The 23,432-nt window shown below is 45.7% G+C and carries 19 protein-coding genes; 13 read left to right on the top strand and 6 right to left on the bottom strand.

The window, feature by feature from the left end; all coding sequences use genetic code 11:
* The first annotated feature begins 1 nt into the window (after nt 1).
* The 7 genes from ureA (at nt 2) to ureG (ending at nt 4,975) form a co-directional block, all read left to right on the top strand.
* Complete coding sequence (gene ureA, locus F0228_RS07685) at nt 2-304, top strand: urease subunit gamma (RefSeq protein ID WP_004735119.1); 303 nt, start codon at nt 2-4, stop codon at nt 302-304.
* Between the two features lie 11 nt (nt 305-315).
* Complete coding sequence (locus F0228_RS07680) at nt 316-651, top strand: urease subunit beta (protein WP_116870064.1); 336 nt, start codon at nt 316-318, stop codon at nt 649-651.
* Nucleotides 652-692: 41 nt separating this feature from the next.
* A complete protein-coding gene (gene ureC / locus F0228_RS07675) occupies nt 693-2,396 on the top strand; it encodes an urease subunit alpha (protein WP_171731838.1) in 1,704 nt (567 codons plus the stop codon).
* 88 nt (nt 2,397-2,484) lie between these two features.
* Nucleotides 2,485-2,937: an urease accessory protein UreE gene (gene ureE / locus F0228_RS07670; protein WP_061033284.1), complete on the top strand. Its 453-nt coding sequence runs from the start codon at nt 2,485-2,487 to the stop codon at nt 2,935-2,937.
* Nucleotides 2,938-3,003: 66 nt separating this feature from the next.
* On the top strand, nt 3,004-3,588 hold the full coding sequence (locus F0228_RS07665; protein WP_171731837.1) for a HupE/UreJ family protein: 585 nt from the start codon (nt 3,004-3,006) through the stop codon (nt 3,586-3,588).
* Between the two features lie 21 nt (nt 3,589-3,609).
* Nucleotides 3,610-4,290 (top strand): urease accessory UreF family protein, encoded by a 681-nt coding sequence (locus F0228_RS07660; RefSeq protein ID WP_171762094.1) that lies wholly within the window; start codon nt 3,610-3,612, stop codon nt 4,288-4,290.
* 46 nt (nt 4,291-4,336) lie between these two features.
* Nucleotides 4,337-4,975 carry an urease accessory protein UreG gene (ureG, locus tag F0228_RS07655; RefSeq protein ID WP_152468218.1) on the top strand — a complete coding sequence of 213 codons (639 nt, stop codon included), beginning with the start codon at nt 4,337-4,339 and terminating at the stop codon, nt 4,973-4,975.
* An 86-nt stretch (nt 4,976-5,061) separates the two neighbouring features.
* Here ureG and xseA read toward each other — a convergent pair whose 3' ends face one another.
* On the bottom strand, nt 5,062-6,402 hold the full coding sequence (gene xseA, locus F0228_RS07650; RefSeq protein ID WP_105059091.1) for an exodeoxyribonuclease VII large subunit: 1,341 nt from the start codon (nt 6,400-6,402) through the stop codon (nt 5,062-5,064).
* Between the two features lie 242 nt (nt 6,403-6,644).
* On the opposite strand from xseA, the gene guaB reads away from it, so the two are divergent.
* From guaB to F0228_RS07625, 5 genes are all read left to right on the top strand, one after another.
* The gene (gene guaB / locus F0228_RS07645) at nt 6,645-8,108 is read left to right on the top strand and encodes an IMP dehydrogenase (RefSeq protein WP_061033280.1); all 1,464 of its coding nucleotides are present in this window, start codon (nt 6,645-6,647) and stop codon (nt 8,106-8,108) included.
* Nucleotides 8,109-8,310: 202 nt separating this feature from the next.
* Nucleotides 8,311-9,864 (top strand): glutamine-hydrolyzing GMP synthase, encoded by a 1,554-nt coding sequence (gene guaA / locus F0228_RS07640; RefSeq protein ID WP_105059093.1) that lies wholly within the window; start codon nt 8,311-8,313, stop codon nt 9,862-9,864.
* A gap of 304 nt (nt 9,865-10,168) precedes the next feature.
* Entirely contained in the window at nt 10,169-11,881 is a 1,713-nt protein-coding gene (locus F0228_RS07635; protein WP_171762093.1) for a chitinase, read from the top strand.
* A 222-nt stretch (nt 11,882-12,103) separates the two neighbouring features.
* Complete coding sequence (locus tag F0228_RS07630) at nt 12,104-13,654, top strand: Na+/H+ antiporter NhaC family protein (RefSeq protein WP_171762092.1); 1,551 nt, start codon at nt 12,104-12,106, stop codon at nt 13,652-13,654.
* Nucleotides 13,655-14,475: 821 nt separating this feature from the next.
* The gene (locus tag F0228_RS07625; RefSeq protein ID WP_004737553.1) at nt 14,476-15,069 is read left to right on the top strand and encodes a GPR1/FUN34/YaaH family transporter; all 594 of its coding nucleotides are present in this window, start codon (nt 14,476-14,478) and stop codon (nt 15,067-15,069) included.
* Between the two features lie 119 nt (nt 15,070-15,188).
* Here the strand turns inward: F0228_RS07625 and F0228_RS07620 are convergent, their stop codons facing one another.
* From F0228_RS07620 to F0228_RS07600, 5 genes are all read right to left on the bottom strand, one after another.
* Nucleotides 15,189-16,736 (bottom strand): alanine/glycine:cation symporter family protein, encoded by a 1,548-nt coding sequence (locus tag F0228_RS07620; protein ID WP_171762091.1) that lies wholly within the window; start codon nt 16,734-16,736, stop codon nt 15,189-15,191.
* Nucleotides 16,737-17,193: 457 nt separating this feature from the next.
* Nucleotides 17,194-18,549: an MBL fold metallo-hydrolase gene (locus tag F0228_RS07615; protein WP_171762090.1), complete on the bottom strand. Its 1,356-nt coding sequence runs from the start codon at nt 18,547-18,549 to the stop codon at nt 17,194-17,196.
* A 142-nt stretch (nt 18,550-18,691) separates the two neighbouring features.
* The gene (locus tag F0228_RS07610) at nt 18,692-19,459 is read right to left on the bottom strand and encodes a 1-acylglycerol-3-phosphate O-acyltransferase (RefSeq protein ID WP_061033276.1); all 768 of its coding nucleotides are present in this window, start codon (nt 19,457-19,459) and stop codon (nt 18,692-18,694) included.
* Between the two features lie 167 nt (nt 19,460-19,626).
* On the bottom strand, nt 19,627-20,601 hold the full coding sequence (locus tag F0228_RS07605) for a hypothetical protein (RefSeq protein WP_171762089.1): 975 nt from the start codon (nt 20,599-20,601) through the stop codon (nt 19,627-19,629).
* A 67-nt stretch (nt 20,602-20,668) separates the two neighbouring features.
* Nucleotides 20,669-21,526 carry a WYL domain-containing protein gene (locus tag F0228_RS07600; protein WP_171762088.1) on the bottom strand — a complete coding sequence of 286 codons (858 nt, stop codon included), beginning with the start codon at nt 21,524-21,526 and terminating at the stop codon, nt 20,669-20,671.
* A 309-nt stretch (nt 21,527-21,835) separates the two neighbouring features.
* Here F0228_RS07600 and dptF point away from each other — a divergent pair, with 309 nt between their 5' ends.
* The gene (gene dptF, locus F0228_RS07595; protein ID WP_171762087.1) at nt 21,836-23,431 is read left to right on the top strand and encodes a DNA phosphorothioation-dependent restriction protein DptF; all 1,596 of its coding nucleotides are present in this window, start codon (nt 21,836-21,838) and stop codon (nt 23,429-23,431) included.
* Nucleotide 23,432 lies beyond the last annotated feature (1 nt).

Genomic DNA, 23,432 nt, shown 5'->3' with positions numbered 1-23,432 from the left:
AATGGAATTAACACCAAGAGAAAAAGATAAGCTACTTATCTTCTGCGCAGGAATGCTGGCACAGCAGCGCAAACAAAAAGGCTTAAAACTCAACTATCCAGAATCTATTGCGCTGATCAGCAGTGCCATTCTAGAAGGTGCCCGTGAGGGAAAAACCGTTTCGGAACTGATGGATTTTGGACGCACACTGCTTACCGTCGATGACGTTATGGAGGGAATCCCTTCCATGATCCCAGATGTACAAGTCGAAGCGACTTTCCCCGATGGCACCAAATTGGTGACCGTTCATGAACCTATCGTTTAGGGAGAAGTAGTATGGCTGGTTCCACCAAACAATATTCAGGCTTAGTTCCCGGGCAAGTCGAAACCGCTCCGGGCAACATTACTTTAAATGAAGGCCGAGACACGACGTCGGTTAAGGTGCAAAACATTGGCGACCGTCCTGTGCAAATTGGCTCTCATTACCATTTCTATGAAGCAAACCCTTCTTTGATATTTGACCGAGAAGCCACTAAAGGGTTTCGACTCAATATCCCGGCAGGTACTGCCACCCGTTTTGAACCGGGTCAGTCACGTAGCGTCGAGTTAGTGCGCTACGCCGGTAAGTTAGAGATTTATGGCTTCCAAGGAAAGGTGATGGGCAAGCTCTAAGCGCTCCCATAGAAAGAATTAAAACAACAAAGGATTAGATCATGGCGACGATATCCAAACAGGCTTATGCCGAAATGTTTGGGCCTACAGTCGGTGACCGAGTGCGTCTTGCTGACACCGATTTGTGGCTAGAAGTTGAAAAGGATTACACCGTATATGGTGATGAAGTGAAGTTTGGCGGCGGTAAAGTGATTCGTGATGGACAGGGGCAAAGCCAACGTCCAAGTGCCGAAACACCTGACTTGGTGATCACTAACGCGATTGTGTTGGACTATTGGGGCATAGTAAAAGCCGATGTCGCCATCAAAGATGGACGAGTTCAAGCGTTGGGTAAAGCGGGTAACCCAGACGTTCAGCCGGGCGTCGATATAGTCATTGGCCCGGGCACGGAAATTTTGGCAGGTGAAGGTTCGATCCTGACGGCTGGCGGTATCGATTCACACATTCACTTTATCTGCCCACAACAGATTGAAGAGGCGCTGGCGTCGGGTGTGACGACCATGATAGGTGGTGGTACTGGGCCAAACACAGGCACCAATGCGACGACCTGTACACCTGGTCCGTGGAACATGCACCGTATGTTGGAGTCGCTCGACCAATTCCCAATGAACTTTGGTTTACTCGGGAAAGGCAATGCTAGCCAACCGGAAGCATTGCGTGAACAAGTCGCAGCCGGCGCAGTGGGCTTGAAGTTACATGAAGACTGGGGAACAACACCTGCATCAATTGACACTTGCTTGAGTGTTGCTGACGAGATGGACGTACAAGTTGCGATTCACACAGACACCTTGAATGAGTCAGGCTTTGTTGAATCGACTTTGGGTGCGATCGGTGATCGCGTAATTCACACCTACCACACCGAAGGCGCGGGTGGTGGCCATGCTCCCGATATTATCCGCGCTGCAGGCGAGCCCAACGTTCTGCCTTCTTCTACCAACCCAACACGACCTTACACGGTCAATACAGTTGATGAGCACTTGGATATGTTGATGGTGTGTCACCACCTTTCTCCATCGATTGCTGAAGACGTTGCGTTCGCTGAATCGCGTATCCGCCGTGAAACCATTGCTGCAGAAGACATTCTTCATGATTTAGGTGCCTTTTCGATGATCGCCTCTGACTCGCAAGCAATGGGGCGCGTAGGCGAGGTGGTGACTCGAACTTGGCAAACCGCACACAAGATGAAGGTGCAGCGTGGCAGCCTAAAAGAAGATTCCGACTACAGCGATAACTTCCGTCTTCGTCGCTACGTTGCAAAGTACACCATTAACCCAGCCATCACTCACGGTATGGCGCATGAAATCGGTTCGATTGAAGAAGGCAAACTGGCGGATCTTGTTTTATGGAAACCGGCTTTCTTTGGTGTAAAGCCAAGTGTGATTCTGAAAGGCGGCATGATCGCGATGGCACCGATGGGCGACCCTAATGCCTCTATTCCAACACCTCAGCCCGTTCACTACCGCTCTATGTTTGGTAGCTATGGCAAGGCGTGTCAGAACACATCGATGCTATTTGTTTCCAAAGAAGCCAAAGCACAGAACATCGATAAGCAGTTGGGACTAAAGAGCCTGATTGGTGTAGTCAGCAACTGCCGAAACATCAGTAAGGCTGACATGAAGCTGAACGATTGGATGCCAAAGATTGAAGTCGACTCTCAGACGTATCAAGTACGTGCTGACAGTGAATTGCTGACGTGTGAGCCGGCTGAAGAACTGCCAATGGCACAGCGATATTTTCTATTTTGATAGCTCGGCTGAAGCTCGTATTTTAGCTCTTGGCTGAAGACTCTTATTTTGAACGTTATAAATCTCACAAGGAGATTGAGGTAATAGCATGATTGAACTTACTCAAATTCAAGCGGAGTTGAACACGGCTCCAGATGGCTTTTTAAGCCTACCGATCGATAGCCGCATCAAAAGCCGCCTTAAGGTGACATTGGATGATGGCCGTGATGCAGGGTTGTTTCTACCACGCGGTCATATCTTGCGTGGCGGAGAACAATTAACTAGTGAGTGTGGCTTAACTGTTGAAGTAAAAGCGGCGCCGGAAACCGTGTCGACCGTTTACTGTGAAGACTCGCATCTGTTAACTCGTGTTGCTTATCACCTTGGCAACCGACATGTGCCACTGCAAGTCGAGGCGGGCTGGGTGCGTTATCAACACGACCATGTTTTGGACGAAATGGTTGAAGGTTTGGGCGCGACAGTGACTACTGAAAAGCAACCCTTTGAACCTGAAGGTGGCGCTTATGGTGGTCGCTCTGGCGGTCATCACCACCATCATTAATCGAGTCATTTGAGACACATTAATTTATAAACACAACAACGATAAGAATAACGCAAGGATTACGCGATGAACTTTAAATACGCTACAGGCTTAACTACATTAACAATCGCTTCGCTAACAACACCAACGTTGGCTTTCGCTCACCCAGGGCATGATCACGGTTCTCACTCATTTTTATCTGGCTTAACACACCCAGTAACTGGCGTTGACCATCTTATTATGCTGGTGGCATTTGGTATGTTGATTGGCGCGCTCTCTTATTCAAACAAGGTTAAATCCGCTTTAGTCGGTGGTGGTCTTGTCTCTCTTATGGCGGGCCTATTAGTGGGCAAAGTGTTGGGCTTCTCTGTGGTTGTCGAGCCAGCAATCATCGCCTCTCTATTCGCAGTAAGCTTGTGCTTGTGGCATGTGTTCTCTCCGTCAACCACCAAGGTCAATACTGTGCTAGCGGTTTCAATCGGCTTCCTATTCTTCCACGGTTACGCACACGGAGTTGAAGCAGCATCTGGCCTCGCGCAGTTCGCTGCGGGTATGGGTATCACGGCATTTGGTCTGATTGCCGCAGGCTACTTCGTGGGTAAAGCATTGTATTCCAAGTGGGCTTCAGTGGGTGTTGCTTCGTTGAGTGCGCTGTTTTTGATGGCGGCTTAAATTGATCAAAAGGAGATAAGCATGCAAGCAACAGCGAATGTCGCGAGCTATCGCCTATTTCAATTGATAAGTCCATCGCTGCCTATCGGTGGTTTCACCTACTCACAAGGTTTAGAACTAGCGGTCGAAACTGGGTGGGTGACCGACCGTAGCAGCATGGAGCAGTGGCTAAATACCATCGTCAGCTCTAGTGTTGCGACTTTGGAACTGCCTATCTTAGAGCGCCTTTATCATGCTCTAGAAAAAGGTGAACTCGATGAGATTGAGCATTGGTGCAATTACTTGTACTCAAGCCGTGAAACCAGTGAATTACGAGCAGAAGAAAAGCAGCGTGGGCTGGCGCTAAACACCTTGCTAAAGCGATTAGATATCGATATTTCGGAAGTGGAGTCGATTGATAGCCACCCAAACCAGCTATTAGGAATGTGTATCGCGGCTCAACATTGGAACATTGATTTGGAAAGCCTCAAGCAGGGTTATCTATGGAGCTGGCTTGAAAATATCGTTACTGCAGGCGTCAAGCTGGTGCCTTTAGGGCAGACAGATGGACAGTTAGCACTGATTAATATCACCAACACCTTTCCTGAAGTGATTGAAAAAGCACGCACGATGGAAGATTGGATGGTGGGCAGCTTCTCGCCCTCAATGGCACTAGCGAGCTCGTTGCATGAAACACAATACACAAGACTATTTCGTTCCTAGTGCTGAGTGCGAACGAGATAGTAGAAAGAACATAAGGAACAAGACTATGGAAAGTTATAAGCAACCCCTTCGAATTGGTATCGGTGGCCCGGTTGGCTCTGGTAAAACCGCGCTGCTTGAGGTGCTGTGTAAAGCAATTCGCGACAAGCTCAATATCGCGGTCGTGACTAATGACATCTACACCCAAGAAGATGCAAAGATCCTCACTCGAGCAGAAGCTTTAGAGCCTGACCGTATTATCGGTGTGGAAACGGGCGGTTGCCCGCACACCGCGATTCGTGAAGATGCGTCGATGAACCTTGCAGCAGTTGAAGAGCTGGCAAAACTACACAAGAACCTTGATGTGGTATTCGTAGAAAGTGGCGGCGATAACCTGAGTGCGACGTTCAGCCCAGAGCTTGCTGACCTGACCATCTATGTAATTGACGTTGCAGAAGGGGAGAAGATCCCACGTAAAGGCGGCCCGGGTATTACTCGCTCGGATCTGTTGGTGATTAACAAGATTGATTTAGCGCCGTATGTTGGTGCGTCTCTAGAAGTGATGGAGCAAGACACGCAACGTATGCGTCCAACCAAGCCGTTTGTGTTTACCAACCTCAAAGAGAGCAAAGGTTTAGACACCATCATCAACTTTATCGTGACCGAAGGTATGTTAACTCTGAAAGAGCCAGAGAAGACAAGCTAGTCACTCGCAGCTCCTGATTATTCCCCCCATAAGCAAAAGCCCTATCAAATCTGATAGGGCTTTCTAATTGAGTGCAGATTAGCTGCTTACGCTTTTGCTGTTTTCTGGGTCACTTGCGATTCAATCACGCCATCTTCCACCTGAGTGGTGATCACTTCACCGACTTCGACATCGTTAATCGATGACACAGTCTTGCTCGAAGCTGAATGAGTAATGCTGTAACCACGCTTTAGGGTTGCCAGTGGACTAACGGTCTCTAACTTCTCAGCGGCCATTGCGAGCTGGTGGCGAGTGGTGAGCAGCGTCTTATCCATCGCATCCAATAGCTTTTGCTCTGAACGCTGCAGATGCAGTTTTTGTTCACCCAAGCGCTTAACTGGCGAATTCAATTGAAGCTGATGTTGCTTACGTTCGACACGCTGTGCATGCTGCTTTAGGTATTGAGCCATACCGCGACGCAGACGCATATCTAGATCATCAAGTTGCTGGCTTTGCTTTTGCAGTTGGTAGCTTGGGTGCTGTCTTTCTAAGCGGTGTTTCAATGCTTGAGTCGATTGCGCTTGCTTGATTAATACGTGGCGAATCGCACTGACTAAGCGAGCACGTTTAGAGGCAAAAGCTTGTTCTTTATGACTGTTGTCACGGCTAACCAATTCAGCAGCAGCTGATGGAGTAGGGGCGCGCATATCGGCAACGAAATCGGCAATAGTAACATCCACTTCGTGACCAACGGCGCTGATGATCGGGATTTGGCTAGCGGCAATAGTGCGAGCAACGATCTCGTTGTTGAAGCACCATAGGTCTTCCAGTGAGCCGCCACCACGGCCGACGATTAACACATCACACTCATTACGCTCATTGGCACGTCCAATCGCCTGAGCAATCTGAATCGCCGCCTCTTCGCCTTGAACCATGGTTGGGTACACCACCACAGGTAACGAAGGATCACGGCGCTTAAGTACGTCCAAGATATCGTAGAGAGCGGCACCGGTTTTAGAGGTGACAACACCAACGCGCTTTGGATGCTCAGGAAGAGCTTGCTTACTCGATTGAGCGAACAGCCCTTCAGCGGCAAGGTTCATCTTCAGCTTTTCAAATTCTTGCTGAAGTTTACCGTCACCTTCTGGCTGCATACTTTCGATGATAAGTTGATAGTCACCGCGTGGCTCATAGAGAGACAGGCGAGCTTTGACTAATACTTGATTGCCGTTCTGAGGCTTAAAGGTGACTCGGCGGTTATTGCCACGAAACATGGCGCACTTAACTTGAGCGCGAGAATCTTTAAGGGTGAGGTACCAGTGACCAGAGACAGGTGCAGAGAAGTTTGAGATTTCACCAACGAGCCACACTATTCCCATTTCGTTTTCTAATAGGAGACGAACCTCTGAGTTGAGGCGAGAAACAGTAAAGATGTTTGGATTAGTCATAGAAGCACTATCTTTCCTTGCAGGAAGGTCTTTCTTGTAATCTCACAGGGCGTGAGTATGGAAGATAGCGGCAATATAATACATATCAAGGGGGTAAATGCAAATTAAAAATACAAAAATGTGTAGCCAAGCGATTTCCCCGTGCGTATAATCCCTCCGCAATATCTAATCCAAAGCACTTCATTATGCGAAACGATGAAGTCGGATTTTTCTTTCTACTCCTCAATTGTGAGATATTGCAAATGCTAAGAATTGCCAAAGAAGCGCTGACATTCGATGACGTACTACTCGTGCCAGCTCACTCCACTGTTCTCCCAAACACAGCTGATCTTCGCACTCAGTTGACCAAAAACATTTCACTGAACATCCCTATGATTTCTGCGTCGATGGATACCGTGACGGAAGCTCGTCTGGCTATCGCACTCGCGCAAGAAGGTGGCATTGGCTTTATCCACAAGAACATGTCTATCGAGCAACAAGCTGAAATGGTTCGCCAGGTTAAAATTTACGAAGCAGGTGTGGTTTCTCATCCTGTAACTGTAAGCCCTGACGCAACGATTGCTGACGTTGTTGCCCTGACTGAGAAGCACGGTTTTGCTGGCTTCCCTGTAGTGACTGAAACAAACGAACTGGTTGGTATCATTACTGGCCGTGACGTTCGCTTTGTAACAGACCTTTCTAAGAAAGTTGACGTAGTAATGACGCCTAAATCGCGTCTAGCTTCTGTTAAAGAAGGTGCAACTCGCGAAGAAGTTCAAGAGAAAATGCACGAAGCACGTGTTGAAAAAGTACTTGTTGTAAATGATGACTTCCAACTAACAGGAATGATCACTGCAAAAGACTTCCACAAAGCAGAACGTAAACCAAACGCTTGTAAAGATGAGCGCGGCAGCCTACGTGTAGGTGCAGCTGTTGGTGCTGGTGCTGGTAATGAAGAGCGTGTTGCTGCTCTTGTTGAAGCTGGCGTAGACGTTCTACTTATCGACTCTTCACACGGTCACTCTGAAGGCGTACTTAACCGTATCCGTGAAACTCGCGCTGCATACCCAGATCTACAAATCATCGGTGGTAACGTAGCAACTGGCGCTGGCGCTCGTGCTCTTATCGAAGCGGGTGTAAGTGCAGTTAAAGTTGGTATCGGCCCTGGTTCTATCTGTACAACTCGTATCGTTACTGGTGTTGGTGTTCCTCAAGTAACAGCAATCGCAGACGCAGCGGAAGTTGCAAACGAATACGGTATTCCAGTAATCGCAGATGGCGGTATCCGTTTCTCTGGTGATATCTGTAAAGCTATCGTTGCTGGCGCATCTTGTGTGATGGTTGGTTCAATGTTCGCGGGTACTGAAGAAGCACCAGGTGAGGTTATCCTTTACAACGGTCGTTCTTACAAGTCTTACCGTGGTATGGGTTCTCTTGGCGCTATGTCTCAAGGTTCTTCTGACCGTTACTTCCAATCTGACAACGCTGCAGACAAGCTTGTTCCAGAAGGTATTGAAGGTCGTATCGCATACAAAGGTCGTCTAAAAGAGATCGTTCACCAACAAATGGGTGGTCTACGCTCGAGCATGGGCCTAACAGGTTCTGCGACGATTGAAGACATGCGTACTAAAGCTGAGTTTGTTCGTATCTCTGGTGCGGGCATGAAAGAATCTCACGTACACGATGTTCAAATCACTAAAGAAGCACCTAACTACCGTTTAGGTTAATAATACGTCCAAACGTTTGAATAATGTGCTGATTAAGTCGGCACATTATTTTATCTACCGTCTGTTTTGCTGAAAGCCTGATTTTCTTAAAACACGAGGTTAAAGATATCCAACGAAAACGTTTGCTTTATTTCTTGAAGAGTTAATCAGAGGTGAGTAAACTCGCCTCCGTTTGATCACATAGCCAATAAGACTGCTTAAAATGACTAAAAATATTCATGACCAACGTATTCTAATTCTAGACTTCGGTTCTCAATACACACAGCTAGTTGCTCGTCGTATTCGTGAGATCGGTGTTTACTGTGAACTTTGGAGCTGGGACGTAGACGAAGCGGATATTCGTGAATTCAATCCAGACGGTATCATCCTATCTGGTGGCCCTGAAAGTGTAACGGAAGAGAACTCTCCACGTGCACCTCAGTACGTGTTTGATTCAGGTGTTCCTGTATTTGGTATCTGCTACGGCATGCAAACTATGGCTGAGCAACTTGGCGGCAAAGTAGCAACGTCTACTGAGCGTGAGTTCGGCTACGCAGCGGTACAAGTAACTGGCGAATCAGCACTTTTCGCTGACCTTGAGTCTACTCAAGATGTTTGGATGAGCCACGGTGACAAAGTGGTTGAGATCCCAGCTGATTTCACAAAGATCGCTGAAACAGACACTTGCCCATACGCAGCAATGGCAAACGAAGAGAAGAAATACTTCGGTGTTCAATTCCACCCAGAAGTAACACACACTAAGAACGGCCTGAAAATGCTTGAGAACTTCGTTCTTAACGTTTGTGGTTGTGAAGGTCTGTGGACTTCAGCTTCAATCATTGAAGATGCAGTTGCACGTATTAAAGAGCAAGTAGGTGACGACGAAGTTATCCTTGGTCTTTCTGGTGGTGTTGATTCATCAGTAGTTGCAATGCTTGCTCACCGCGCTATCGGTGACAAACTAACGTGTGTATTCGTAGATAACGGCCTTCTTCGTCTGAACGAAGCTGATCAAGTTATGGAGATGTTTGGCAACAAGTTTGGCCTAAACATCATCAAGGTTGATGCTGAAGATCGTTTCCTTAAAGCACTTGAAGGTGAAGCTGAGCCAGAAGCTAAGCGTAAGATCATCGGTCACGTATTCGTAGATATCTTCGATGAAGAGTCTAAGAAACTGTCTAATGCTAAGTGGCTTGCTCAAGGTACTATCTACCCAGACGTAATCGAGTCTGCTGCATCTAAGACTGGTAAAGCACACGTAATCAAATCTCACCACAACGTTGGTGGCCTTCCTGATGATATGGAAATGGGTCTTGTTGAGCCTCTACGTGAGCTGTTTAAAGATGAAGTACGTAAGATCGGTCTAGAACTTGGTCTTCCATACAACATGCTTTACCGCCACCCATTCCCGGGTCCAGGTCTAGGTGTTCGCGTTCTTGGTGAAATCAAGAAAGAGTACTGTGATCTACTGCGTCGCGCAGATGCTATCTTCATTGAAGAGCTTCACGCTGCTGACCTTTACCACAAAGTATCTCAAGCATTCACGGTATTCCTACCAGTACGTTCAGTTGGCGTAATGGGCGATGGCCGTAAGTACGATTGGGTTGTATCTCTACGTGCTGTAGAAACGATCGACTTCATGACTGCTCACTGGGCACACCTACCATACGACTTCCTAGGTAAGGTATCTAACCGTATTATCAACGAAGTTAACGGCATTTCACGTGTTGTTTACGATATTTCTGGTAAGCCACCAGCAACTATCGAATGGGAATAATCTCTTAGAGATTTAACCAAGGTTGATTAACATCTTAAAAGCCTCGAACTCAGTTCGGGGCTTTTTTATTTCTAACACCCGTAGGTAATGGTCGTGGTTTGAGGGTTGCTTAATGAGTGTAAGAAACCAAATCAGTTGGAAACTAGATATCAGCTCAAGAAACCATGAGACGCGTTGTTACCTTCAACTATACATAAAAATATCACTCGCACTTTTTATAAATTCATACAGCAACGGCTAGGCCATTTCACGTGTGAAGCATACTCTTTGATGGACTTATTAAGGACAGATAAGAGAATCCATCATGTTAAAAATCAAATATTTGGCGACAGTACTGGGCTGCACCTTGGCAGCGCAAAGTCATGCGTCTTTGAACATTCAACCTGATCCGCAAAACCCGAATGGTTACCTTGTTGAAAAATCGGCATTACAAGCTGCTGAACAAGCAAAAACCTCGGACCCTATGTATGCGATCTGGTCACAGGCTCTACAAACTCGTTCGAACACCATCGTTGAAGCGATTGAACCCGGTTTATCTTCCAACCCTGAGAACGTAAAGCGAGTAGAGCGCGTATTCCCTCAATCTGAATGGGACTTCCTTACTCAGATGGCAGCCCCTGAATACACTTACACTCGCTTTCTACGTGCGATTGGTAAATTCCCTGCGTTCTGTGGAGAGTACACTGATGGCCGCGACTCTGATGCCATCTGTAAGAAATCCATCATCACAGCCTTTGCTCATTTCTCTCAAGAGACGGGCGGCCACATCGCGATAGATAATACTTCTGATAACCCGTTGGGTTTAGTAGAGTGGCAGCAAGCGTTAGTCCATGTTCGTGAAATGGGTTGGTCTGAAGGGCAAGAAGGTTACACCACAGGTTGTGGTCAGAATGATTGGCAAAATGCACGCTGGCCATGTGCGGCAGGGCAGGGTTACTTCGGTCGTGGTGCTAAACAGCTTTCTTACCATTTTAACTACGGCGCTTTCTCTGAAGTGATGTTCGATGGTGATGCAACCGTGCTGCTGAATAATCCGGGTTTAGTTGCTGATTCATGGTTGAACTTGGCTTCAGCTATTTGGTTCTTCTTAACGCCACAAGCACCGAAGCCAGCGATGTTGCACGTTATTGACCGTACTTGGACGCCATCTCAACGTGAACTGGATGCGGGCATTGGTTATGGCTTTGGTACCACCATTAACGTAATCAACGGTGGCATTGAGTGTGGTGAGCAGAATAAAGACAAAGGCCAACCGGTTAACCGTATTCGTTACTGGGAAGGGCTAGCGGCGCACTATGAAATTCCTGTAGAGGCAGATGAAGCCAATACCTGTTGGCAACAAACTCCATATGGAAGCTTGAACCTTAATGGCGCAACAGATGTGCTATACACCAACTGGGATGGCAACTGGAAATACTACGCAGATCGCCCAGAAGGCTACTCATTTGAGTGTGAGTTAGTCGGCTTCCAAACCGCTTACTCTGCATTAGTACCGGGCGATTACGAGAAGTGTGTAACCAACTTTTATGGATCTCATGCAAGTTGGCCTGAAGTGAAGGTGGTCGATAAGCTTGATCCGGTAGACCCAGGAACCGACCCTGGTGGTAACGGCTGGAGTGCGACTAAGGTTTACAACGCCGGTGACCAAGTGACTCACAATGGCGCAACTTATGAAGCGAAATGGTGGACACAAGGGGATGACCCTGCCAATGGTGGCCCTTGGAAACTAGTAGCAGGTGAGCCAACACCACCAGTTGTGACAGATCCAACGCCTGTTGATCCTGCTCCTGTCGATCCAGAACCAGTAGACCCAACACCCGTTGAACCGCCTGTGACAGAGCCACCAGTGGTTGTCGATCCATCTGAATTTATTACGTGGCAAGCCGGTGTTAGCCAAGTGAGTAATGGCGATAAAGTGACGCATAACGGTAAGTGCTTCGTGGCTAAAAACGGCCCTGGCGTCTGGGAAAGCCCAGTTCAATCGAATTGGTTCTGGGATGAAATCAGCTGTAATTAATTGTTCAGCCAATTGAGTACCTTAACTGATTAATCAAAGCCGAAAGTGATTGCTTTCGGCTTTTGCGTTTCTGCTCTGCGCTCCTCGATCATCTAACGCAAAACTCCCTAGCTGAATGCTAATTTTCCATTTAGAGAATAAAGTCCTGTACAAATGCCCTTTGTGAATTTATATTCACTTTTAAATTATATTTATTCTTTATTTTAGGGTTAAGGTTTACCTATGGAACAGACAGATATCACGTCACTCATCCCCATTGTGATCACTTTGGTGTTGTCGTTGGCGACAAGGAATGTAGTGATTGGCCTTTTTGCTGGCGTACTCAGTGGCGTAGCTATGCTCACCGGAATGTTTAGTGAACTAAACCCTCTTGATACTTTTGGAACCATGGTCAAAGGCTACTTAGTGCCACAGCTTACTGATAGCTACAACGCTGGCGTCATTATGCTGTTGGTATTCATCGGTGGCTTTGTTGCTTTGATGGAGAAGTCGGGTGGTGGTGTTGCGTTTGCTAAGCGTGTGACTGAGTGGGTCAGCAACAAGTGCCAAGCTCAGTTGTCTGCGTGGTTTGGAGGAATTGTGATATTTTTCTCTGACTTAGGTACTCCACTAATTGTTGGCCCTGTCTTTCGTCCCCTTTTCGATAAACTGAAACTCTCTAGACAGAAGCTAGCATTCATCATCGACTCTACATCATCACCTGTCGCGATCCTTATCCCTTTTATCGGGTGGGGCGTTTACATCATGAGCCTGATTCAAAAAGAGTTTACCGCCTTGAATGTCAACATGTCTGACTGGGATGCCTTTATTGGTGCGATTCCTTTCCAGTTCTACGCATTCTTAGCGATTTTCATTGTTCCTTTGGTTTCTTTTAAAGGTTTAGATTTCGGACCAATGGCAAAAGCGGAACGTGATTGCCAAGCGGGAATCAACTCTGGTGTGAACAGCGAATCACTCAATCCTTTCTCGCATAAAAATGCAAAGGCATCTTTTGTTTGGGCACCATTATTAGTGATGCTGGTGGTATTGTGTGCCATGTTAGTTCCACAAGGCTTCCCATTTCAAAAGGTCGCGGGCTCTTCATTCAGAGCTGCGCTGTCTTCGGCTTATTTCTTTGCCGCGATTACCTTGATCTCGCTAATGGCTTACTACGGCGTGAGAAAGCTGTCGGATGGCGTTTCTGTGTACCTAAAAGGCATGGGTAACATGATGCCTGTTGCGATTATTTTGGTACTGGCGTGGGCATTAAGCACGATTGGTAAAGAGTTAGGTGCGGCGGCTTATATTGCAGAACAAGCACAGAGCGGTTTCCCTTACTGGTTAGTGCCTGCTGTTGCTTTCTTACTGTCGGCAATTATCTCATTCGCTACGGGCTCTTCGTGGGGAACCTTTGCCATCATGATGCCGTTGGTTATCCCAACCGCGATTGCCATTGATGCACCACTGTTGGTTGCGATTGGTGCGGTGCTTTCTGGTGGTTTGTTTGGTGATCACTGTTCACCGATCTCTGAAACCACCATCCTCTCTTCAACAGGTGCTGGGTGTGACCAGTTTGAACACTTTAAGACGCAGTTACCTTACGCATTAATGAACGGTTGTATTGCTTTAGTGAGCTTTGTTGTCGCAGGCTTAACTGGTAGCTCGTTGGTTGTGTTAGGTGCGCTTGTCGCTCAATTGGTTGTGGTGACACTGCTAGCCAAGCGCGACGCGAGTAAAAACGCTTCTTCAGAAGTTCAATCTCAAGTATCTGAATCTAAACCACAACAAGCGTAATTTAAGATTACGAATGAGAGGTTAGATACGGGATGCGAGTAAACGAGCAACGAAGAGCTCGCTCTCTATTGTCTAAGTTTGATGCTAAGGATTCTCGCTTACTCAAATTTGGAGACTCTTTTCTCATCCCGCATCTCGTTACCCGTATCTTTTTCATATGTATATCTTGTTCCTCGATTTAGGAATGACGGTTGAGTGAATAGATACGGGATGCGAGTAATCGAGCAACGAAGAGCTCGCTCTCTATTGTCTAAGTTTGATGCTAAGGATTCTCGCTTACTCAAGTCTGGAGAGTCTTTTCTCATCCCGCATCTCGTTACCCGCATCTAAGTTGCACTCGTTTCTTCCTAACCACCTCAATATACACTTCACTCGTCATTCCCTATAGCGAGGCACGAGCGTAGTAGGGAATCTCTTGTGTTGATCGCTGGTGCAGATAGCTAGAGGAAATTACAGACATCTCGTCCCTCGATTCTGGAATGACGACTTAAGGAGAAGATACGGGATACGAGTGAGCGAGTGGCGAAGAGCGCACTCTCTATTGTTTTTCGTATCTCGAATCCCGTTTACTCGAATCTAAACACGCTCTTCGCATCCCGTATCCCGTTACTCGCATCTTTTTTATCGCGGAATAGTGAACTTGCAATGCATATCTTCCATGAATGCAAATTACAGAAACCAAATCAAAACCCCAATAGGATCATTTCAACAACCTTAGTTTTCGATAACTGGATTATCCCAAAATCGATTTATCAATTAAAATTTTCTTACAATTTTTATTGGTTTTTTTTAACCCCCTATTTGATAAAGGTAAATTCGCAATGTCGACCAAACTAGCTAACCCAGCGCCGTTAGGCTTAATGGGTTTCGGTATGACCACTATTCTTCTTAATATCCACAACGCAGGTTTCTTTCCACTAGATTCAATGATCCTTGCGATGGGTATTTTTTACGGTGGTTTAAGCCAAGTTATCGTTGGCACAATGTGTTTCAAACGTGGTGACACGTTCGGTACAACTGCATTTACCTCTTACGGCCTATTTTGGTTGTCTCTAGTTGGTCTAATCGTAATGCCTTACATGGGCCTACCAGCAAGCCCAGCAGCATTCATGGGTTGGTACCTACTTCTATGGGGCATCTTCACAGGCTTCATGTTCATCGGTTCTCTATGCTACCCAGTAGCGAAGCAAGTAGTATTCGGTTCACTAACGATCTTGTTCTTCCTACTTGCAGCTCGTGATTTCACTGGTAGCCAACTGATCGGCACTATCGCTGGTTTCGAAGGTATCTTCTGTGGCGCTTCAGCTATCTACTTCGCAATGGCACAAGTAATCAACAACGAATACGGCCGCACAGTACTGCCTATCGGTGAGAAGAAAGCACCTCAAATGGCAACACAAGAAATCGCTGCATAATCTCGCGTTTCTTAGAAATATAAAAAAAGGGTTAGCCATGGCTAACCCTTTTTTGCATTTGCTCTAAAGAAAAACAGAATCTAGAGCAACTTATCGTTTAAAAGCTGTAATTGAAGGTCTTATGCTGAAGGTTGTTTTACTGGCTTGCTGTCTGCCACTTCAGCTTCTGGCGACTTACCCGTCTTACGCTTGTACTTCTCTTCCCAGTAAGTTGCACCTTTGATGCCTAGTTTTACAGGGTTGAATGTGTACTCGGTTACGCCTTTACTCTGTTGCTCTTCGTAGTCAGCCAAAGCTTTTAGCGCAGGCTTAGACATGAAGAAGATGATCAGAATACCAACGATGTTTAACCATGCCATCAAGCCAACACCAACGTCACCCATTGCCCATGCAAGGTTCGCTGTTTTAACTGTGCCATAGAACACCGCAGTGATAAGAACAAGCTTAAGTACGAACATCATGCCAGGGATCTTGATGGTACGACGTAGGTAAGCAATGTTCGTTTCTGCAATGTAGTAGTAAGCAAGAATCGTTGTAAATGCGAAGAAGAACAGAGCAAATGCGATGAATGGCTTACCAACACCTGGTAGTGCGCTTTCAATCGCTAGCTGTGTAAATACAGGGCCGTTTGCACCAACGTTTGCTGCTAGGTTTTGTACAAGGAATACGCCTTCTGCGCCGCCGTGTACGTTGTAAGCACCAGTGATGATGATCATGAACGCCGTAGCAGAACAAACTAGCAGTGTATCGATGTAGATAGAGAATGATTGAACCAAACCTTGCTGAGCTGGGTGATCAACACTTGCTGCCGCAGCTGCGTGAGGACCAGTACCTTGACCCGCTTCGTTTGAGTAAACACCACGTTTAACACCCCAACCAATCGCAGCACCGAAGCCAGCCATAGGCGTGAATGCATCACCAACAATCATAGAGAACACAACAGGAACTTGGCTGATGTTTAGTAGGATGATAACGAACGCGATGATGATGTAAGCCAATGCCATGAATGGAACAACGATTTGCGTGAAGTTCGCAATACGCTTAACACCACCGAAGATGATGAAACCAAGGATGATAGCGACAACAGTACCAGTGAAAATTTTAGCGAAACTGAATGTACCGACAGCTGTTTCGATCATTGCACCTGAACCAAATGCAGCTTCTACAGCGTTACCGATACTGTTTGACTGAACACCTGGAAGTAAAATACCACAAGCAAAAATCGTCGCGATTGCAAAGATCCATGCGTACCACTTCTGACCCATCGCTTTCTCGATGTAGTAAGCCGGACCACCACGGAACTGGCCTTCGTCTTCTTCTTTGTAGATTTGCGCTAGCGTAGATTCTGCAAATGCAGTTGCTGCACCAAAGAAGGCTACAACCCACATCCAGAATACTGCACCAGGGCCACCGAAACCGATAGCAGCAGCAACACCAGCAATGTTACCTGTACCTACACGGCCAGATAGCGAAACAGCAAGAGCTTGGAAAGATGAGATACCTTTATTCGAACTTTTACCAGATAGTAACAAACGCCACATTTCAAAGAAGTGACGGATTTGTACAAATCGAGTCATGACCGAGTAGAACAAACCAGCACCTAAACATAGATAGATAAGTACTGGACTCCAGATTATTCCATTCAAAAAATCAACGAATGACTGCATGAGTATTTTCCCTGTTATTTTTACTTGTGATTGTTTTTCGAACAACACAATACTTCACTTGTAACCTGAGTGTTAAATTATTTAACTGCGCATTCGGATTACTGTGACATAAAGCATGTTGTGGGAGCGAATTGTTAACGCTTAGTGCTATTTCGATAATTGTTCTATTTGAAATTAAATGCAACTAGTTGCTTTTGGGTGGTTTTTCAGAAATGCATAAATAGTGATTAATACAAAAGTGTGAGTTACTTGAAGGATAGAGAATGAGTTGAGACCGAAAACTGCACTTTTAGACGATTCGAAGTAACGGCTGTAACTGGCGGAATGTTATCGAAAAGTTGGAATATATCACCTCCATTTAGAACTATGGCAGCTTTAAGAAGAGGTGTTCTTTTGAAGGAGGGTGATGGCAAGAGGGCCCGCTACATTTGCAGCAGTGCCCAGTTAAAAGCCTGTTTTAAACAACGTTGAATCCCTGTTTTATCAGCTCTTGAGCGAATTCAGACTGAGTATTTGGTTCGCCATGAATCAAATGTACTTCTTTGGGGGCCACAGGAATGCCAGCAATAAAGCGCTTGAGATCTTCTTGGTCGGCGTGAGCAGAGTAGCCAGACATGCCATGAATTTGAGCATTCACCTCCACTTGCTTGTCGTCGATCGATACTTGCATTTCACCTTGTTGAAGCTCCCTCCCTAGCGTGCCGTGCGCTTGGTAGCCCGCTAGAATCACATCGGTTCGTTTATCTGGCAGTAAGGCGGATAAGTAGTTCATGATTCTGCCTCCCTGACACATACCGGAAGCCGCGACCACAATCGCAGGCTCACCAGTTGAACGCAGTCTATTGACGATTTTCTTATGCATTCTATGCCCATCGACAGTAATGCACTGCTCAAATGCCAGTGGATGACGTTGTAGTTCAAGCCGTTGTTTTGCCTCTTGGCCCCAGAGTTCTTTAAAGCGTCGGTAGGAGCGGGTGACTTTCAGAGCCATCGGTGAATCAAGAATGATAGGAATGTCCGCATTGAGTTGATGCTCAAAGATCAGTTGCTCAATATCAAACAGGAGTTCTTGTGTGCGGCCAATACTAAATGCTGGGATCAAGATGACACCACCATCTAGTAGCGAACGATCAATGATCGCTTTAAGGCGCTCGGCTCGTGTCGCAATATCATCGTGTGTGCTAGTGCCATAGGTTGATTCGACAAACAGATAGTCGGCCTGCTGAGGAGGCATAGGGTCGGGCAGCAATGGTGTATTACTTGGCCCTAAGTCTCCTGAAAATACCACCACTTGTTGATTGGGTAACTTTATCTCGATATAGGCAGAACCCAAGATATGCCCAGCAGGTTGAAAACGAGCATACAGAGTATTTGGCCTACCATGATCCTTTCCGTTATTTTGCTTTTTAGCGGCGATAGGAAACCACTCTCCATAAGGCTTGGGAACAATCAATGAGTGGAGTTTTTTCAGTATTAGCTTTGCTTGTTTATGGCTTAGCCCTTGCAGCTTTAAGCCATCTTCAATCATTAAAGGAGCCAGTTCAGCGGTGGCTTGAGTGCAATAAATCGGTTGGTTAAAGCCGCTGGCGAGCAACCAAGGCAGTCGCCCGATATGGTCAATATGAGTGTGAGTTAACAGCAGGGCATTGAGGTGGGATGTTTCAAAATCGATATCAAGAGGGCGTGTGTCTTTACCCTGAACCTCTTTGCCTTGAAACAAGCCACAATCGATAAGCACCGCTTGGCCGGAATCTCTTAACTCGTGACAAGATCCTGTGACCGTATGTTTACCGCCATGGTGAATCACTTCCATCGTTTACTCCCATTGCTCTATGCCGTTTCCCGCGTTTTATTTTGCGGATAACCGTCGGCAAGTAAAACAAGAACAATGAGAGTTGCGATCGTAAGGTCTCTTTTTCGGTAATTGAGCGATAACTCAATGTTTTCGCTGCGAGTTAGCTCGTAGAAGAGCGGTCGGAATCAAGCCCCGGGTTTTGTTGCGATTCTAATCTAGCGACTTCAGCATCAAGCTCAGCAATCTTCTCAGCCATTAACGCATGGCAGTGGTTCGCCAGTTCTCTTGCGTCACTCAGTTTGTATCCAGACACATCAATTGGTTCAAGCATCTCGGTGATCACAATGCCGTTGTTTAAGCGGTTAAAGTCGATTTTGTTGTGAGTGGTGCTGGTGCACATCGGTGTGATAGGCACACCAGCCTCAATCGCCATTCGGAAAGCGCCTGTTTTGAAAGGCAATAGCCCGCGGCCTTTACTACGTGTCCCCTCAGGGTAAACCCACACAGAAAGGTCTCGTTGATGAATCGCTTCTGCCACTTGTTTGATGGTATCGCGCGCTTTTGACTTGTCTTCACGGTTGATCAGAATGTTCCCCGTGATCCAGTAGAGTAGGCCAAAGAAAGGCACTATCAGTAAATCACGCTTACCCAGAGAAACGGTACGCGGCCTTAGCATTCCTGGGTCGGTGACAAAATCCAACACGCTTTGGTGGTTAGAGATATACACGCTCTTTTCTGGCGTTGGGGCATTCTCTAGGCCACGCTGCACCAGTTTTACACCAAGGATCTTCTGTAATTGATTGAACCAACGACAAAAAAAGTACACATGCTTAGGGTTCTTGGGGCTAAACAAGCAGTAAACAAAAGCAAATAACGTGGTGAAAATAATAAACACCGTAGCCAAGATAATACGAAGAACAGCAAGCACAATTGACTCCTTACTCACTACAAGGATGCAGTGATTAAATAGTTTTAGATAATTGAAGTTTTCACTCTATTTAACCGAAATGCAACAATTAACTGTGTGTGAGGCCTATTTTTAGATCTGTATATAAAACAATGACTAACAATCACTCACAGACAGGCTTACCGAGCTTACACGTGTTCACCAGTGCGGGGGTATGAGGGCCAATATTGCTTATTTGGGTCTGATGTTTCTACCCATTCTGGATTTTGGCGAGCTTCTAAATAGAGTTGGAGGCCGTTATAAGACATGAAAGCAGCAGGGCCGCCAAGGTGTTCGAAATAGTCAAAATAGTCATCTTCAAGCGCGCATAGCTGAGCTAAATCTTCCACCTTGTTCGCCAATGCCCACTGAATCGCAAACACCGGAGCCGTTGAGCCTGCAACCGACACTTCTTCAATATTGGGGTTAAACATCGCATTAGCCTGCTCCAGTAGAATCTCTTGTTGTTCAGACTCTTGCTGCAGCACCTCGTCGATGATCGCTAAGCGCTTGGTATTCGAGACATTCTTGTTCAGCTTTGCAATTCTCAGTGCGTAGCTAAATCTTTCTGATGAAACTATATTGACCAGCTCAGACAGCAGTTCTTTGTCTACCCCGGCTGCCTTGGTGAAATAATCGATACAAGAGTGGATTGAAGCATAACGAGTGCCTTCAAACTCAAAGCCACTGGTTTCGTCGTAGGCCTCAATGGCGATGTTATCAAGCGACAAAGGCCAACCTTGATACTCGACTCGTTGCTTGGCTATTTGATACATCTTCCAAGCACTGCGCCCAAAGCCGCCAAGTGTCGAGCCCGTAAATTCACTGTCTATCAGCTCTTGCTCTGTCCAGTTCTCACCAATACCTAAGTGCTTGGCATACTTATCAATGAGCGCATGCTTTATCTGGTCGCGTACCGCCCAAATCGAAGTTAGGTCTTTGGCATATTTGACACTCGAGCACTCTTTACACGCTGGCAGCGCTATCGGCGCATGACCAACCTTGGCAAAAAGCGACGCGGTTTTAGGAAACTCAACGCTGTGATTAGAAGGCTCACCACAAAACCAACAGGTGTGGCGCAGGTTGAATGGGATGTCTATGTAAGAGTATGTGTTAACTGTCAATTTTGAACCATTATGTTTTATTGCGGTTGAGCTTGTAGGTGTGAACTGGCTACTTCAAGTTTTACAACTATAGAAGCCAGCGCTTGATGTTTGAAGAGTTCGCTAGGGCTAGCTGATATTTCTTAGGAGTCGAAGAGAGTTTCTTATTGTCCACGCAAACATCTAAGCGTTTGAGCAAGTACTTAATCAGTGCTCGTCGGCAACTAATTGTGAGTGGAGAATCATGCATTCCATAGTCGGCTTTCACAATGTGTTGCTGTGCAGGTGATAAATGTGGATTTGGAATGATTTCAATTGCTTCTTCTGTTGTCCAATCTTCATCGTCTTCGATGTTAATATCTGACTCATTGAGCAGTTCTGGCTCCCCTCTAAATCGGCTTAACACGAAATCTAAGAACATTGCCCTTTCTTCACAATATGCTCGTACATGCCAACGGAACCCATCAAATACGATGGTGTGTGGAACGATGTTTCGACCTCGCCCCTCAGGGTTATCCATTGAAACATACTCAATATCAACTCTGCGCCTTTCTCGTGCTGCTTGCAGAAGTCGACGAACAATTATTGGAGCTATATGTCTGTCAGGTACTGAGAGGACAATAGAGTCAGCAAAGCCAAGATCTTTCAAGTCGAAGCCATCTACGTGGTCATTGTTGTACTTGTGCAGCAGCGACAAGTATTCGTTTGGGGTGCCTTTCGTAAACTTTGGCGCAAAATGATCAGTAAGTCGATATCCTTTTATACTACGATCGTGCACGAGTGGCGGTGATTGAAACTGCTCTTGATAGGCCTTTATATCTCTAGAAGCTTGCTGTCGTTTTATGTTGAAAGAATTACATAGATGGTTGGTTGTTACGCGACCTTCCCACAAAGCAACGACTTCGATTAATTTAAAGCGCAGCAGCTGATCCCACTTAATTGTCATAACAATTATCTAATGCCTGAAAATGATACATGTTGATGTGTACAGAATATACGTACAATTTTGACATGGGTATAGTACAGCTTCGCTTGGTCTTATTGCATAGTGTTACGTAAAACAATGTCGCTTATTTCATACTTTTCTAATACTAGGCGTAATGTTAGTTGTAAAAAGAGTAGTATGGATATGTTGCATATAGTGGAGTGAATATCTCCACTATTTTTATGGTTATGAGTACCGTTACTTTTCCGTGTTTGATACTATTTATCTCCACAAAAAAAGTCCGTTTAATCCAATTTTGAAGAGATTCCTTTGAACTTAGAAAAAGCCCTCAGCATACTTTCTAAATCATCGCCCTATGCGGTAAGTACAGAAAGAGAGCAAAATCAAGATCTTCTGGCTGACTATAAGAGCCATGTGTACATCACTACAGACATCGAAGTCGATTTTAAAAAGTCGCTATTGTCCTCAAAGAAAAATGACATCATTTTCTTGTGTGGTAGTAGTGGTGACGGTAAGTCTGAGATCCTGACTCAATACAGCCAGAAGCACAAAGCGACACATGAGTTTCATCTTGATGCGACACACAGCTTTAATCCAAATCAAACCGCAATTAATGCGTTGGATGAGCGATTCTCACAGTTCAAAGGAAATGAAAAGCCACTTGTTGTTGGCATTAATATCGGAATGTTAGGCAACTATGCTGAGGAAGGTGCTGAACAACATGACGATATTAAAGCTTCGATAAAAGCGTTCTTGGAAAACAAAACGGACGATATTCCAACGAACCATATTTTCTTAGATTTCGAGCAATATCCGAAATTTACGCTGGGCCATGAAGTTAGCACTTCTGACTTTGCAGCTAAGTTTCTAGCTCGTTTGACTGAGCCAACGCTAGATAACCCGTTTTACGCACTGTATGACAGTGAAGTGCAAAAGCTAGGTCATAGCAAGCTCACGGCAAACTATGCTTTGCTAGGGCTGGAATCTGTGCAAAAGAATATTATTTCTTTGCTACTGAAAGCTCGCTTAATCAAAGATCAGTTCCTAACGGCGCGAGCGCTATTGGACTTTGTTTACCAGATCTTAGCGGGCGATGACTACCTGTTTGACAATCTATTCTCTGGCTCAGATAACGAGCTTTTAGAGCATATTCAAAGCTTTGACCCAAGCAATATCCACACTCGAAAAGTAGATGAGTTTGTTCTTCAGTTTGGTTTGGGTATTGAAGATGAAGGCTTTACACAACTTAAAGATCAAGTGAAAGCACAGGGTGTATTTGATGTGCTCACCGCAGCTTCATACTTGCGTATGGTTTATCTGTTGAAGGACGAAGCGCAATTTGCGAATGGCTACATCAATGAGCTGAAAGCAGACTTTGATAACTCTTTGGTCGATCAATACGCAAACATCTGGCTGCTTCACCGTGAGTTTGATGGTTCAGGAAAGCAGAAGAAAGAGCTGAATAAGTTCTATAAAGATACTCTCATTTCAGCTGTGCATCGCTACTGTAACCGCAATTCGCCATCACTTGATAAAGACCAGTTCTTTATCTCTGAATACAACGGCTTCAAAACAGCGGCTGAACTTGAAGTGAAACCTGACTTTTCATCGATTAAAACGCAAGCGGTGAGCAAGATAGGCTCATTTAACGCTCATATTCGAGTCGACGATCATTCGCTTCTGCCAATGCCGATAAGTATTAACTTGTTGGAGTTATTGGAAAAAATCAACCAAGGGTACCGTCCGAATAAGCACGACAAAAACGCCGTACTTCTCTTGGATGAAGTGATTGAGCAAATCATCACGGTAGCGAACGAAAAGAATACTCTGTTTATTCTCAAAAACGACAAACGCTACAAGATCGTGAATGAAGATGATGAATATTTTGAAGTGAGTGGCTTATAAA

The sequence above is a fragment of the Vibrio sp. 99K-1 genome (assembly GCF_013114585.1).
In the GTDB taxonomy this organism is placed as follows: domain Bacteria; phylum Pseudomonadota; class Gammaproteobacteria; order Enterobacterales; family Vibrionaceae; genus Vibrio; species Vibrio chagasii_B.
The sequence above is the reverse complement of the archived record's forward strand: the minus strand, read 5'-3'. Positions and strand labels throughout refer to the sequence as shown.